Source organism: Marinobacter halotolerans (assembly GCF_008795985.1).
Taxonomy (GTDB): domain Bacteria; phylum Pseudomonadota; class Gammaproteobacteria; order Pseudomonadales; family Oleiphilaceae; genus Marinobacter; species Marinobacter halotolerans.
Genome location: NZ_VMHP01000001.1, coordinates 979510 through 993274, shown reverse-complemented (window position 1 = coordinate 993274; position 13765 = coordinate 979510). Strand labels below are relative to the sequence as shown.

Genomic DNA, 13765 nt, shown 5'->3' with positions numbered 1-13765 from the left:
TTAGTCCCGTATCAGTTTTTCCAGGTAGTGTATGGTGAAGTCTACCTGTTTAAAGCCGCCGTCGCGTATCAGATTGCGGTGTAGTGACTGATTTGTCTTGATGCCTTCCACGACCAGCTCGTCCAGAGCGTTCTTCATGCGACGGCGGGCAATCTCCCGGTCGTCGCCCCAGGTGATCAGCTTGGCCACCATGGAATCGTAGTAGGGCGGTACGGTGTAACCGCTGTAGAGGTGTGAATCCACGCGAATGCCATTGCCGCCTGGGGCATGAAAGTGCTTGACCTTGCCGGGGCTGGGCACGAAGGTTTTCGGGTCCTCCGCGTTGATGCGGCACTCCAGGGCGTGGCCGGAGATCTTGATGTCGTCCTGGGTATAAAGCAGTGGCAGGCCACTCGCGATCCGCAGTTGTTCGCGAACGATATCCACGCCGGTCACCATCTCCGATACCGGGTGCTCCACCTGAACCCGCGTGTTCATCTCGATGAAATAGAAGGCGCCGTCCTGGTACAGAAACTCGAAGGTGCCGGCGCCGACATAACCGATGGTCTTGCAGGCGTCCACACAGGCCTTGAGGGTTTTCTCCCGTGCCTCTGGGTCGATATTGGGGGCCGGTGCCTCTTCCAGAACCTTCTGGTGGCGACGCTGCATGGAGCAGTCGCGATCGCCCAGGTGAATCACGTTGCCGTGGGTGTCGGCCAGAACCTGAACTTCCACGTGGCGAGGGCGCTCAAGGTATTTTTCAAGATACACCGTGGCGTCGCCAAAGGTGTTGCTGGCTTCGCTCTGGGTGATCTGGATGCTTTTCAGCAGGGCGGCTTCCGAGTGAACCACCTGCATGCCGCGACCACCGCCGCCTGAAGCGGCCTTGATGATAACCGGGTAGCCGATCCGCCTGGCGATCTGCAGGGTGCGCTCATCGTCATCGGTGATGGGGCCATCCGAACCGGGCACGGTGGGAACGCCCGCCTTGATCATGGAATTAATGGCAGAGACCTTGTTACCCATCAGACGGATGGTCTCGGCCCTGGGGCCGATGAAGCGGAACCCGCTTTTCTCCACCTGCTCGGCAAAATCGGCGTTTTCCGCCAGAAAACCGTAACCGGGGTGGATGCCCACCGAGTCGGTCACTTCCGCCGCGCTGATAATGGTGGGAATGTTCAGGTAGCTTTGGGTGGCATTGTTCGGGCCGATACAAACGGACTCGTCTGCCAGACGCACGTGCATCAGGTCGCGGTCAATCTGGGAGTGAACCGCCACGGTCTTGATGCCCAGCTCTTTGCAGGCACGCAGTATGCGCAGCGCAATTTCACCGCGGTTTGCGATCAGAACTTTTTCTAGCATAGCCATGAGAGAGTCACCGGGTTCAGGAAATGATGATCAGCGGCTGATCGAACTCGACCGGCTGCCCGTTTTCCACGAGAATCTCGGACACCGTGCCGCTCTTGTCGGCTTCGATCTGGTTCATCATCTTCATGGCTTCCACGATACACACCACGTCGCCCGCCTTGACCGACTGGCCTACCTCCACGAAAGACTTGGAGGTAGGAGAAGGTGACCGGTAGAAGGTGCCCACCATCGGTGATTTCACCGCGTGGCCATCGGGCTCCGGTTTTGGCGCCGGTTCAGCGGACCCGCCGCCTGAGGAAGAGGGCGCAGAAGGCTCCTGGTATTGTTGCGGGGCAGGATAGTGGGCCATGTACTGGGGCGCCGGGGCCTGCTCGCGACGACGGGAGATGCGAACGGAGTCTTCCGCTTCGTGAATCTCCAGTTCCTCGACGTCGGATTCCTCCAGCAACTCAATCAGCTTCTTGATCTTGCGAATGTCCATAGTCAGTCCGGTTCCGTTTGTCAGGTCTAGCGGTGAATTCGACGCAGGGCGGCCGTCAGTGCCAGATCGTACCCTAGGCTGCCCAGCCCGCTGATAACGCCATCGGCGATATCAGAAAAATAGGAGTGATGGCGGAACGCTTCCCGCGCATGCACGTTTGACAGATGCACTTCGATAAATGGAATGCCCGAAGCCAGAATTGCATCTCTTAATGCGACGCTGGTGTGCGTGAAGGCAGCGGGGTTGAACAGAATGAAATCGACCCCTTCCGAGCGTGCATCGTGAATCCGTTCAATCAGCTCATATTCAGCGTTTGATTGTAAATGTAGCAGGTGATGGCCGGTTTCGGCGGCCTGATTGTGTAAACGCTCGTTAATATCGGCCAGGGTCTCATGACCGTAGACCTCGGGCTCCCGCGTGCCGAGCATGTTCAGATTGGGGCCGTGGAGTACCAATATTGTTGACATGAGCGTCGTTACCTTGCTGACTTTCCTACAGGATCGCCGAATATATCGACATTTTCCAGCAAATGGACGGATTTTAACTGATAAAAATTGACAGGCAGGATGATTGGCCGGTCAGTTCAACAGTACGGCCATTATTGTCGTGAAGGCGGCAGGCAACTTCTATAAGACGTTGGTTTCATAAACCTGCCCCTTGAGCGCGGGGCAGGGAACCTTCGGGATCAGTCGCTGAAGGCGGTAACGCAGTTGCGACCCTGCTCTTTGGAGCGGTAGAGCGCCCGGTCGGCACGCTCACAGAGGGACTGGGAGGTTTCACCAGGCTTGAGGGTGGCAACGCCGCAACTGAAGGTGACGTTGAATTCCCGGTCGCCGGCGGGTTGTACCAGTTCCGAGAAACGTTCGCGGATTTCGTTCAGTACGTTTCGGGCATCGCTTTCCCGGGTTTCCGGCAGAATAATGGCAAACTCCTCACCGCCGTAACGGCCAATGTGGTCGGATTTGCGCAACCGTTGTTTAAGGAACATCGACAAGCTGCGCAGGACCCGGTCGCCGATCGGATGGCCGAAGGTGTCATTCACCTTTTTGAAGTAGTCGATGTCAATCATCGCGAAGCAGAGCGGCTGGTCTTTCTGATTGGCGCGAACAATTTCCTGGTCCAGCAGATAGAGCGTGTGGGTGTGGTTATAAAGACCGGTCAGGCTGTCGCGGATCATCAGTGCCAGCAGCGAGCGGGCGCGCCGACCCCGGTTGTGAATGGTGGAAATGAGGTGCTTTGGGTCGATCGGCTTGGTGAGGAAGTCGTCGCCGCCCAGGCTCATGGCGTGGAGCTGCTTGGTGACGTCGTCCTCGGCGGAAAGATAGATGATCGGTACGCTGTGGAATCGGTCCTGCTGGCGAATCACCCGGGCGATTTCCATGCCGGTGCAGCCGGGCATGTACATGTCCAGAATAATGATTTCCGGCAGAAACGACTCCAGGGCGGTAATGATCTGCATCGGGTCGGTGATGATATGGGCGTTCATGCCCGCTTTCTTCAGCACCGTTTCCATGTATTTGGCCTGGGCCCGGGAATCATCCAGAACCAGCACTTTGTAGGGTTCGACCGTGTTGCCGTGGGTATAGGTCTCGATCTTCTCAATCAACTGGCCCGGGTCCACCGCCGGGTAGAAGAATTCCTCCCCGCCGCATCGGGACGCTCTCAGGCGGGTTTCAATGGTGCCGTCCTCATCACTCATGAAGATAATGGGGATGGGGGTGTCGTGGCGTTCCTGGAGCTTTTCGATGGTGCCAATGCCGTCCAGCGGCTGGGCACCGAAGTTGACGTCCATCAGGATGGTTTCGGGCTTGTGCAGGCCGCAGGCCTCGATCAGGTCTTCGGCATTGTCGAACGCAGAGGCCCGGAAGCCGAAAAATTCCAGCTGGCGAATCAGGCGATGGGCCATTTCCCGGTTGGCCAGGGCAATGTAGACCGGGGTCCGACGGAACTGCTGGGGGGCTTCTGTGGCCTGCTGGTCGGTTCTCCGCAAGGTGCTGCGGGAGAGAGTCTCGATGGCTTCTTCCAGAGGCTTGATCAGCTGCTCGGGCAGGCCATGGCCCTCAGGCCACTCGCCGGCAAGCTCATAAACCTTTTTGCCGGCCTCGCTGTGGCTCTGCATTTCAAACCGCTGGGCATAACGCACCAGCTTGTCGGCGGCCCTTGAAAAGTCTTCACGGAAAGCCGCTGCCTGGGCCGGGTTTTCATGGATTTTCTGCCATGTGTCCAGCACCACCCTGGCCTGGGTAGTCACGCGGCGTGCAAAATGCTGCCTGAGTTTCTCTTTCTGGCTTTCGTCGTTCATTTTGTTCCGGCCTGTTTTTTCTAGTTTTTTGGGCTGTCCGGTTCCGGTCCGGACAGCCAGACTTCACATTAGTCGTTTTGCAGAGTTTATAGTGTTTAGTGTTGTGGGCGTAGGTGACGCTGTGTAAATCTTTGTCAACAATCACGGGCGTATAACGCTTAATAACGGGGTTTTTCGGGGTATTAGGCCCTGCAAATTGCATATACCGGGGCATTGCTGCATGGTATTCACAGTGAGAATTCATGACAGGAGAGTAAACAACTGATGGCGGGAAAAATCAGGCAGTATTTCAGTGATCGCAAGGACGACGTCCGGGATTTTGGCGGCGGCGGTATCGTCGGCAAGCTCCTGATGGTCGCTATTGTCATCTATCTGCTGGTAGCGCTGGTGTTGGGCATGTTCTGGAGCAGCGAGCCAGAGGTCTATTCCGTTCGCGACCACGTTCGTTCCGTCGCCAATGAGATGCAGCGGGAGCCCGTTACCGGGTTCGCCACCACGGTGACCATGATCCGGCTGGGGGAGACCCTGCTAGAGAAGCCAGGCGGCTATCTTTCCAACGACATTTTCCCGCCGGGCGTGTGGCTGGACAACATGCCCAACTGGGAATATGGCGTGCTGGTCCAGTTGCGGGACTTTTCCCGGTCGATGCGCCAGGACATCAGCCGTTCCCAGAGCCAGTCAGCGGAAGATCCGGACCTGACCATTGCCGAGCCGCAACTCCACTTCGACAGCGGAAGCTGGGCTATTCCGTCTACCGAGGCGGAGTATCGACGGGGTATTCGCGCGCTGCGGAGCTACCTGGACCGGCTGTCCAATCCTGAACAGCCCAAGGCCCAGTTTTTCGCCCGGGCCGACAACCTGGCAAGCTGGCTGGTAAACGTGGAGTCACGGCTGGGCAGCTTGTCCCGGACGTTGGGTGAAAGTGTGGGCAAGGCCTCTGTGTCGGACGCCGTTGCCAACATCAACCCCGATAATCCGTTACAGGAAGAAGCGCTTGGGGAACAGGTAAAGACGCCCTGGACCCAGATCGACGACGTGTTCTACGAAGCCAGGGGCGGTTCCTGGGCGCTGCTGCACTTGTTCAAGGCGATTGAAGTGGACTTCCGCGAGGTGCTGGTCGACAAGAATGCGGTATCCAGCATCAAGCAGGTGATTATTGAACTGGAAGGCGCGCAGGGCGAAATGTGGAGCCCCGTGGTGCTGAACGGCAGTGGCTATGGCGTTCTTGCCAACCATTCACTGACCATGGCGGCCTATCTCTCAAGGGCCAGTGCGGCGATCAGCGATATGCGGGACCTTCTCTCAAGGGGCTGATGGTTCCCCTTCATCGCAAAAAAAAAAGGGCCAGTTCAAACTGGCCCGTTTTTTTGTGCCTGAGAACTGGTGTGCTGATCAGTTCTTGTAGGCCTTGATTGAAGCTTCAATCGCCTTTCTGGCTTCGGCGGCGTTAGCCCAACCCTGAACCTTGACCCACTTGCCCGGCTCCAGGGTTTTGTAGTTCTCGAAGAAGTGATGGATCTGGTCCCGCAGCAGTTGTGGCAGGTCGTCCACGTCTTTTACATTGCTGTAGGAGTTGGTCAGCTTGTCATGGGGAACCGCAACCAGCTTGGCATCGCCACCGGCTTCATCTTCCATATTCAGCACGCCTACCGGACGGCAGCGGATAACCGAACCTGCCTGAACCGGATAGGGTGTAACCACCAGCACATCCAGCGGGTCGCCGTCGTCTGCCAGGGTGTGGGGGATGAAACCATAGTTGGCAGGGTAGAACATGGGGGTGGCCATGAAACGGTCAACCAGCAGGGCGCCCATGGCCTTGTCCAGCTCGTACTTTACAGGTGAGCTGTTGGAGGGGATTTCAATGGCGACGTAGATGTCTTCGGGCGGGTTCTTACCAGCCGGAATGTTGTCAAAGTTCATGTGCGATCCTTTCTGAAGTGCGTTTAACTGCGTTTAAAAAGTGGGCGCAATTATACGGCACAAACCAATGGATCGAAACTAAACCTTGGTATCCTTCATAGTCGCATCTGCTTGGCGATCAACTCCTTCATGATCTCGTCTGTGCCACCACCGATGGACAGAATTTTTCCATCCCGATAGAGCCGCTCAACGACGGATTCTCGCATATAGCCCATGCCGCCATAAATCTGCACCGCTTCACGGGTGACCTTCTCGCAAACCTCCACCGCAAAGTTCTTTGCCATGGCTACCTGCTTGATGGGGTTCTTGCCCGCCTGCATCAGCGCCGCACAACGGTAGGTGTACTCCCGGGCGACTTCCACCTGGGTGGCCATATCCACCAGCTTGTGGCGGGTGACCTGAAAGCCACTGATGGAACGGCCAAAGGCCTCACGCCGTTTCGACCAGTCAATGGCGGCTTCCAGTGCCATTTCAGCCGTCATATAGGCCATGATGGCCAGGCTCAGGCGCTCGAACAGAAAGTTGCTCATGATGGCAATAAACCCGGCGTTCTCCGCGCCAACCAGCCGGTTAGCCGGCACCCGGCAATCCTCAAAGAACAGCTCCGCCGTATCACTGGCCCACCAGCCCATCTTCTTCAGCTTTTTGCCATTGGCAAAGCCGGGCATGTCCCGGTCGATCAGCAGCAGGCTGATACCGCCATGGCCCTCGCCACCGGTGCGCACCGCCACGGTAAAGTGGTCCGCCCGCATACCGCTGGTAATAAACGTCTTACTACCGTTAACGATGTAATGGTCACCGTCTTTCACGGCCCTGGTTTTAAGATTGGCCACATCCGAACCACCGCCGGGCTCAGTCACTGCCAGCGCTGCAATCTTCTCGCCACGCAGAACCGGTGGAACAATGGCTTCCTTCACCTCCGGCCTGGCCCACTTGGCCACCGGCGGTAACCCGATATCCAGCGACCCCAGCCCAGCCACCAGACCGCCGGACGTCGACCGCATCAGCTCCTCGGAAACCGCCACCTTCATGAAAATGTCGTCTTCCCCGACACCGCCCAGACTCTCCGGAAACCCCACACCCAAAAGCCCCGCCTCACCGGCCTTTCGGTAAAGATCCCGGGGGAACTCCCCGGCCTCTTCCCATTCATCGATATAGGGCAGTACATGGGTGGCAATAAACTTGCGGGCGCTCTGGCGAACCTGCTCGTGGGTATCGTTGAAATAGTCAGACACGGACTTGCTTCCTCAATCGAAATTACATGAGGTAGTCTTATCGCACTTTAAGAAACCAAGCAAGCGCTTGGTTGTCATAGGCCCGAAAAGAGTCAGACGCCTTTACGAGGAATACTCTGAACCCCATTGGAGGTTCCCAGAAGCAACAAATCAGCCGGCCGCCGAGCAAACAGCCCATTGGTCACAATGCCTACAATGTTGTTCAGCTTCTCTTCCATCTGAATCGGGCGGGAAATGTCCAGATTGTAGATATCAAGGATTACATTGCCGTTGTCCGTGGTGAAACCCTCGCGATACACCGGATCGCCCCCCAGCTTCACAATCTCGCGGCCCACATGGCTGCGGGCCATGGGCAGAACTTCCACGGGCAGCGGGAAGTCGCCAAGAATATCCACCTTCTTGGACTCGTCCGCGATGCAGATAAACGTCTTCGACACCTCCGCCACAATCTTCTCGCGGGTGAGGGCGCCACCGCCGCCCTTGATCAGCTCAAGGCGCTCGTTCACTTCATCGGCGCCGTCCACATAAAACTCCAGCGGCGCGGCACTGTTCAGGTCATACACTGGAATGCCGTGACTCTTCAGCCGCTCTGCGGTGGCATCGGAACTGGCGACGGCACCGTCGAAATCATTGCGCACCTTACCCAGCAGATCGATAAAGCAGTTGGCGGTGCTGCCGGTGCCCACGCCAATGATGCTGTCCTGGTCCAGGTGAGGCTTGATGTAGTCGAGCGCGGCCTGGGCGACGGCCTGTTTCAGTTCATCCTGATTCATGGTGGGCTCCGGTTAATGCAGAAAGTGGAAAGACGGCGACATTATAGCGGTTCAGGGCCTCTGCCTTATAGACGGCACCCGACCAAAGTTTCTACACTGTGCGTTTTGCCGACGAATCTTCGCATCTGGAAAGCACCATGCCGCAACGTTACATCAAGAAAATCCTCGACGCCCGCGTTTACGACGTGGCCATCGAGACACCGCTGACCGAGGCCCGCAGCCTCTCAAAGCGCTTTGGCAATAACATTCTGCTCAAGCGTGAAGACCTGCAGCCGGTGTTTTCTTTCAAGATTCGCGGCGCCTACAACCGGATTGCCCACCTGTCGGAAGAACAGAAATCGAAAGGCGTCATTTGTGCCTCGGCGGGCAATCACGCCCAGGGCGTTGCGCTGGGTGCCAAGCACCTGGGTATCAAGGCCGTGATCGTGATGCCGCAGACCACCCCGGAGATCAAGGTACGTGCCGTGAGGGACCATGGCGCCAAAGTGGTGCTCAAGGGCGATGCCTTTGATGAAGCCGCGGCCCATGCCCAGGAGCTGATCAAGAAGCATGGTTACACCTATATCCCGCCCTATGACGACCCGGACGTAATCGCCGGCCAGGGCACGGTGGCCATGGAACTGATGTGGCAGTTCTCCAAGCCTCTGCACGCGGTGTTTGTCTGCGTCGGTGGCGGTGGCCTGATTGCCGGCATGGCGGCCTATATCAAGTATCTCCGCCCCGAGGTCAAAGTCATCGGGGTAGAGCCCGAGGATTCCAACTGCCTGCAGGCGGCGCTGGCGGCCGGAGAGCGAGTGATCCTGCCAGAAGTGGGCATCTTCGCCGATGGTGTGGCGGTCAAACAGATTGGCGCCCATCCCTGGGAGATCTGCAAGGACCACGTGGATGAAGTGATCACCGTGTCCACGGATGAAATCTGCGCCGCCATCAAGGATATTTTCGAGGATACCCGCTCCATTGCCGAGCCGGCCGGCGCGCTGGGCGTGGCCGGGGTCAAGAAGTACATCGAGCGGGAAAAGATCGAGGGCGAAAACATGGCGGTTACCCTGAGCGGGGCCAATATGAACTTCGACCGTCTGCGTTATATCTCCGAGCGTACCGAGATTGGCGAAAAGCGCGAAGCCATCCTGGCGGTCACCATTCCGGAGAAGCCGGGTGCCTTCAAGACGTTCATTAACGCCTTGCACAAACGCAGCATCACCGAATTCAACTACCGCTACGCCGATGCCACTGACGCAACTATCTTCGTGGGTATCCAGATTCAGGCCGGCGGTCTGGGCCGGGATGAACTGGTGCAGGAGCTGCGGGAGACCGGCTACGGCGTTGTCGACCTGACTGACAGCGACCTGGCCAAGCAGCATATCCGCCATATGGTGGGCGGCCATGCGCCGAGCATTACCAATGAAAAAGTGTTCCAGTTCGAGTTTCCGGAAAGACCCGGTGCGCTGCTGAAATTCCTGATGTCCATGGGCACTCGCTGGAATATCTCCATGTTCCACTACCGCAATCATGGCGCGGCCTACAGCCGGGTGCTGCTGGGTGCTCAGGTAAACGATGACGAGGTGGCGGATTTTGAAGCCATGCTCGACAAAATCGGCTTCCGCTACGAGAACATGACGGACAACGCGGCTTATCAGCTTTTTCTGGGAGCGGGCAACGGTGGGAAATCCTGATCGAAAGGTCAGGTTACTAAAAATTAATCTGTCAAAAATTGTAAAATGTGAGTTGCGTGATAGTCTTACTCCAGATTGTCGAAACCGGCAATATCCTACTGATTTCGATCATTTTTAGAATCTGGAGCATCGGAGCTTCGCGCCATGAACCGCAAGCCTGACATCATTCGCGCAATTGTGCTGATTTTTGCAGTGGGCCTGGTGATTACCGGCTTTACTTCAATGCAGTCGTCCGAGAAGGGTTTCTCCGCGGCGGCCAGTGCCTATACGAGCGAAGCCCCACCCGCTGACTCCCGCGCCAACTAGTTGTTCTTTGTAATACTTTCCTGCTGATTTGCCTGATATCGCCGTTCGTCTGTGACGACGCTGTGCAGCGGCACGTCCCAGTTTTCTGTGGGTAGCGCCTCCACTCGCTGGCATTCGTGAGCCAGGCCGATCAGCTTCGGGGCCAGTCTGGGCCGGAAGCGGGAAAAGGCAAACGTGCGATCGTAAAATCCGCCGCCCATGCCCAGTCGCCCACCTTCTTCATCGAATCCCACCAGTGGAAACAGCACCGCATCCATAGCCCAGGGTGGCCTTTTCAGGCCATCTCTGAACGCCGGCTCCGGAATGCCGAAGCGATTCGGTCTGAGGATGGTGTCATCGGTAAACGGGCTGAATACCAGCCGCCCGGTGTGAACCGGGTGGATCACCGGCAGATAGAAGCGAAGGCCGCGCCGCCGCGCCAGACTCACATAGACGGATGGGTCGATCTCGCCATCGTTGGGCAGATAAACGGCGATGTGCCGGGCCCGGCGAAGATCCGGATGCTGCAATAGATTTACCGCCAGATTGTCAGCCGCATCCTGTTGCTGCTGTTCAGTCAGGGCATTGCGTCTTTGGCGGAGTTCTTTGCGAAGGGTTGAGCGCAGGTTGGAGACGGTGGACAAAATAAGCTTCCCGGGCTGCCGTTATCGGATGTGGCCCTTGAACCCAAAGTTCAAGGTCGGTGGCCGCTGTGACATATTAGGCTTTCCCCGAAAGGGGACGTGCTCACAATGCCCTGTAGTAGCCACCTGGGTAATACGCATCGGCTCGAGGACGAATCCGACCAGCGAACAGCCCAGGAAGTTGTTTCGATTATACGGGTAGGTCGGGGGGCGATTGCAAGACTTGTCATCGGCGACTTTTGTGGCGGTTTGCTGTCAGCGACCGGAAGCATCACCCAGGGCGCCGTCGAGTTTCTCATCCATGGCGTTGAGGATGCTGCTGGCGGCGTCGGACATGGTGTCCCGCTCGAGCAGGTCATGGGTGATGTTCAGTGCGGCCATCACGGCAATACGTTCGGTGCCGAAGACCTTGCCGCTTGAGCGGATCTCACGCATCTTGGTGTCCAGATGACGGGCGGCCTGCAGCAGGGCTTCCTGTTCCTCCTGAGGGCAGGCGACCAGGTAGTCCTTGTCGAGGATCTTTACTTCAACGGTTGTCGGCTTCTCTGCCATTAGTGGTGCTCCAGGGATCTCAGGCGGCCGATCATGGCTTCAATCTTGTGCTTGGCAAGATCATTCTTGTGCATAAGCTGAGCCCGCTCGCGGTTCCAGTCATCCTGCAGTTCCCGCAGCATGGCGTTATCACGCTCAAGTTTGTGGCAGCGTTCAATCAGCTGGTCCAGCTTGTCCGCCAATGCCTGTAGTTCGGACTGTTCCATGAGTCGCTTAACACCTGAATGAAAGAAGTGAACTAACTATAAGTGTGGACCGCAAGTTGGTCAATTTACAGGGATGTCATGGGTTGAGACGTGATACTCGAATCCGTGCATCGGCAAGCGCACAGACCACTCCAGAACACGCTGTAAATACGTCCCTGTACGCTCGGCCTCCGCCATCCATGGCTCCGGACGGTTCTGGAGTGGTCTGTCCGCTTGCCTCAGTCTCTGCTTTTACGGTTACTCCGGAACCGCATGGCTTAGCCCTTGTTTACGGCTGCCCTGCCAGGCTTTCAGTGCCGGTATCAAACTGACGAGCATGGCGGCCACGGGCACGGCAGCGATCATCAGCCATTCGGTGCTGTTCAGCGGGCGCAGGGTGATTTGTACGCCCCAGGTCTCCAGCAGCCAGGGGCTCAGCGCGCTGATGGCTGCGGCGCCTGCGCCAAGGGCAATCAGGCAGGCGATGATGGCCAGTACCAGGCATTCGATCACGTGGAGCAGGGCAATCAGCAATGGGGAAGCGCCCACGGCCCTGAGGATGGCGACTTCCTGTCGACGCTGTACCTGCAGGGTCAGCAGCACGGCCGCCAGGCCAATCAGGCTGGTGATCACCACGAAGCCGGTAATGCCCAGCAGCGCCTTTTCAAACTGCCCCATGATCCGCCACAGCTCGCTTAGGGCGACGCCGGGCAGAATGGCAGACAGGGGCTCGCCGCTGTACTGGTTAATGTCCCGCTGGATCTGGAAGGTCAGTATCTGCCGGTCGATCCCGAGGAGGGCGGCAGTGATTGTTTCCGGGGTCAGGTCCCGCTGACGGGCCTGCTCGGGCGTGACCGTGCGGCCGGGTATGGCGACGCCGGATTCCCAGCCGATATGGATGGCCTCCAGGCCTTCCAGGCTGACATACACTGCCTGGTCCACGGGAGTACCGGTGGGTGCGAGTATGCCGGACACGGTGAACGGTGTGTCCTTGTGGTTGGAGAAACTGGTCCGCCCGCCACCGTGGGACAGGGTAATGCTATCTCCGATGCCATGCTGATGGGTCCGGGCGACTTCAGAGCCCAGAACCACTTCGAATACATCTCCGAACCAGTTGCCGTTAACCAGCTCCAGCGACTGGTCCTGCCCGTAGCGGAAGTGCTCGGGGTACTCACCGCTGGTTCCCACCACTCGATGGCCGCGATAGCTGTCGCCCAGGGAGATGGGCACGATCCAGCCGATTCGCGGATCTTCGCTCAGATCCTGGTAGGTTTCCCAACGGATATTGTTGGTGGCGTTGCCGATATGGAACACGGTGTATAGCAGCAGGTTCAGCTGGCCGCTGCGGGCGCCGACAATCAGATCGGTGCCGGCAATAGTGCTGGTGAACGACTGCTTTACTTCGGTACGGAGGTATTGAATGCCCAACAGCAGGGTAATACTGAGCGTCAGCGTGAGGGTGACCAGTGCCAGCACATGGCGCCGGTGCCAGAGGCTGGCGGTTGCCAGGGACAGAGCCAGTCGCAGGTTCATTGGGCCGCCTCCGGATCGGTCTGGGGAATGGGTCTGGGTTGGGCAGCGGGTTGAAGCGCCATCTGGTGGTCAAACCGGCCGGCCAGGCCCTGATCGTGGCTGACGAACACCACTGAAGATTGCTGTTTCGCCGCCAGTTGCAGCAGCAGTTCGATAAACCGGTCGCGGTTGTCGGTGTCCAGTGCCGAGGTGGGTTCGTCGGCCAGAATCAGTTCGGGCGTGCCGATCAGGGCCCGGGCGGCGGCAACCCGCTGTTGCTGGCCGACGCTCAGCCGGGTAACCGGTCGCCGCCTGTGGTCCGCGGGAATGCCAAGCGCGTCCAGCAGGAAGTCCGCTTGCTCCACCGGTGTTGGTTGGGCCCGGTCCCTGCGTTTCTGTGAAAGCCGGCAGGGCAGCAGGACGTTGTCCAGGGGGTTGAGGTAGGGCACCAGATTGAACTGCTGGAAAATCACGCCAATATGGTTAGCCCTGAAGCGATCCCGCTGGCCCGCAGACAGGCTGGCGGTGTCTGTGCCCAGTACCTGCACGGAGCCCGAGCTGGGAAGAATCAGCCCACCAATCAGGCTCATCAGGGTACTCTTGCCGCTGCCGCTGGGCCCCTGAAGAAAAAGGTGCTCGCCGGCGGGTAGCGTCAAATCCGGATAGCGAAGGGGGGCTTGCTGGCTGTCCCAGGCGAAGGTCAGGTCACGCATCTCAAGCGCTCTGCCGTCGGGTCGGGAATTTTCCGCTCTTTTTTCTGTCTTGCTCGTCATGTCGGGTGTCTGATATCCGGTGTATAGTTCGCGCGTTGGCAAGCGTTCTTTTTCTGCGAAGACCTTGTCGTATTTATGTTGCA

General features: G+C 58.0%; 15 protein-coding genes and 1 other RNA gene. 3 read left to right on the top strand and 13 right to left on the bottom strand.

Going from position 1 to position 13765, the window contains the following annotated elements:
• The 4 genes from accC to FPL19_RS04670 form a co-directional block, all read right to left on the bottom strand.
• Window positions 1-1347, bottom strand: coding sequence for an acetyl-CoA carboxylase biotin carboxylase subunit (gene accC / locus FPL19_RS04685; RefSeq protein WP_150911080.1), 1347 nt, complete (start codon window positions 1345-1347; stop codon window positions 1-3).
• A gap of 16 nt (window positions 1348-1363) precedes the next feature.
• Window positions 1364-1828, bottom strand: a complete 465-nt coding sequence (gene accB, locus FPL19_RS04680; RefSeq protein WP_150911078.1) for an acetyl-CoA carboxylase biotin carboxyl carrier protein — start codon at window positions 1826-1828, stop codon at window positions 1364-1366.
• 26 nt (window positions 1829-1854) lie between these two features.
• Window positions 1855-2295: a type II 3-dehydroquinate dehydratase gene (aroQ, locus tag FPL19_RS04675; protein WP_150911075.1), complete on the bottom strand. Its 441-nt coding sequence runs from the start codon at window positions 2293-2295 to the stop codon at window positions 1855-1857.
• A gap of 218 nt (window positions 2296-2513) precedes the next feature.
• Complete coding sequence (locus tag FPL19_RS04670) at window positions 2514-4130, bottom strand: diguanylate cyclase (protein ID WP_150911073.1); 1617 nt, start codon at window positions 4128-4130, stop codon at window positions 2514-2516.
• Between the two features lie 264 nt (window positions 4131-4394).
• Here FPL19_RS04670 and FPL19_RS04665 point away from each other — a divergent pair, with 264 nt between their 5' ends.
• Window positions 4395-5444, top strand: a complete 1050-nt coding sequence (locus FPL19_RS04665; RefSeq protein WP_150911071.1) for a DUF2333 family protein — start codon at window positions 4395-4397, stop codon at window positions 5442-5444.
• 78 nt (window positions 5445-5522) lie between these two features.
• On the opposite strand, the gene ppa is transcribed toward FPL19_RS04665, so the two are convergent.
• From ppa to rpiA, 3 genes are all read right to left on the bottom strand, one after another.
• Entirely contained in the window at window positions 5523-6050 is a 528-nt protein-coding gene (ppa, locus tag FPL19_RS04660) for an inorganic diphosphatase (RefSeq protein ID WP_150911069.1), read from the bottom strand.
• Between the two features lie 95 nt (window positions 6051-6145).
• Window positions 6146-7285: an acyl-CoA dehydrogenase family protein gene (locus FPL19_RS04655; RefSeq protein ID WP_150911067.1), complete on the bottom strand. Its 1140-nt coding sequence runs from the start codon at window positions 7283-7285 to the stop codon at window positions 6146-6148.
• Window positions 7286-7377: 92 nt separating this feature from the next.
• The gene (gene rpiA / locus FPL19_RS04650) at window positions 7378-8058 is read right to left on the bottom strand and encodes a ribose-5-phosphate isomerase RpiA (RefSeq protein WP_150911065.1); all 681 of its coding nucleotides are present in this window, start codon (window positions 8056-8058) and stop codon (window positions 7378-7380) included.
• Window positions 8059-8195: 137 nt separating this feature from the next.
• Here rpiA and ilvA point away from each other — a divergent pair, with 137 nt between their 5' ends.
• Both ilvA and FPL19_RS17525 read left to right on the top strand, forming a co-directional pair.
• The gene (gene ilvA / locus FPL19_RS04645) at window positions 8196-9731 is read left to right on the top strand and encodes a threonine ammonia-lyase, biosynthetic (protein WP_150911063.1); all 1536 of its coding nucleotides are present in this window, start codon (window positions 8196-8198) and stop codon (window positions 9729-9731) included.
• A gap of 144 nt (window positions 9732-9875) precedes the next feature.
• Window positions 9876-10037: a hypothetical protein gene (locus FPL19_RS17525; RefSeq protein ID WP_191965215.1), complete on the top strand. Its 162-nt coding sequence runs from the start codon at window positions 9876-9878 to the stop codon at window positions 10035-10037.
• Here FPL19_RS17525 and FPL19_RS04640 read toward each other — a convergent pair.
• From FPL19_RS04640 to FPL19_RS04615, 6 genes are all read right to left on the bottom strand, one after another.
• The gene (locus tag FPL19_RS04640; RefSeq protein WP_225314287.1) at window positions 10034-10660 is read right to left on the bottom strand and encodes a 5-formyltetrahydrofolate cyclo-ligase; all 627 of its coding nucleotides are present in this window, start codon (window positions 10658-10660) and stop codon (window positions 10034-10036) included. The genes FPL19_RS17525 and FPL19_RS04640 overlap by 4 nt on opposite strands.
• 3 nt (window positions 10661-10663) lie before the next feature.
• Window positions 10664-10843, bottom strand: a non-coding RNA gene (gene ssrS, locus FPL19_RS04635) — 6S RNA.
• 72 nt (window positions 10844-10915) lie between these two features.
• Complete coding sequence (locus tag FPL19_RS04630; RefSeq protein ID WP_150911059.1) at window positions 10916-11212, bottom strand: cell division protein ZapA; 297 nt, start codon at window positions 11210-11212, stop codon at window positions 10916-10918.
• On the bottom strand, window positions 11212-11418 hold the full coding sequence (locus tag FPL19_RS04625; protein ID WP_150911057.1) for a TIGR02449 family protein: 207 nt from the start codon (window positions 11416-11418) through the stop codon (window positions 11212-11214). Before FPL19_RS04625 ends, FPL19_RS04630 begins: the two co-directional genes overlap by 1 nt.
• Before the next feature lie 237 nt (window positions 11419-11655).
• On the bottom strand, window positions 11656-12930 hold the full coding sequence (locus FPL19_RS04620; protein ID WP_150911055.1) for an ABC transporter permease: 1275 nt from the start codon (window positions 12928-12930) through the stop codon (window positions 11656-11658).
• Window positions 12927-13622, bottom strand: coding sequence for an ABC transporter ATP-binding protein (locus tag FPL19_RS04615; protein ID WP_225314286.1), 696 nt, complete (start codon window positions 13620-13622; stop codon window positions 12927-12929). The genes FPL19_RS04620 and FPL19_RS04615 overlap by 4 nt, the downstream gene beginning before the upstream one ends.
• Window positions 13623-13765: the final 143 nt, after the last annotated feature.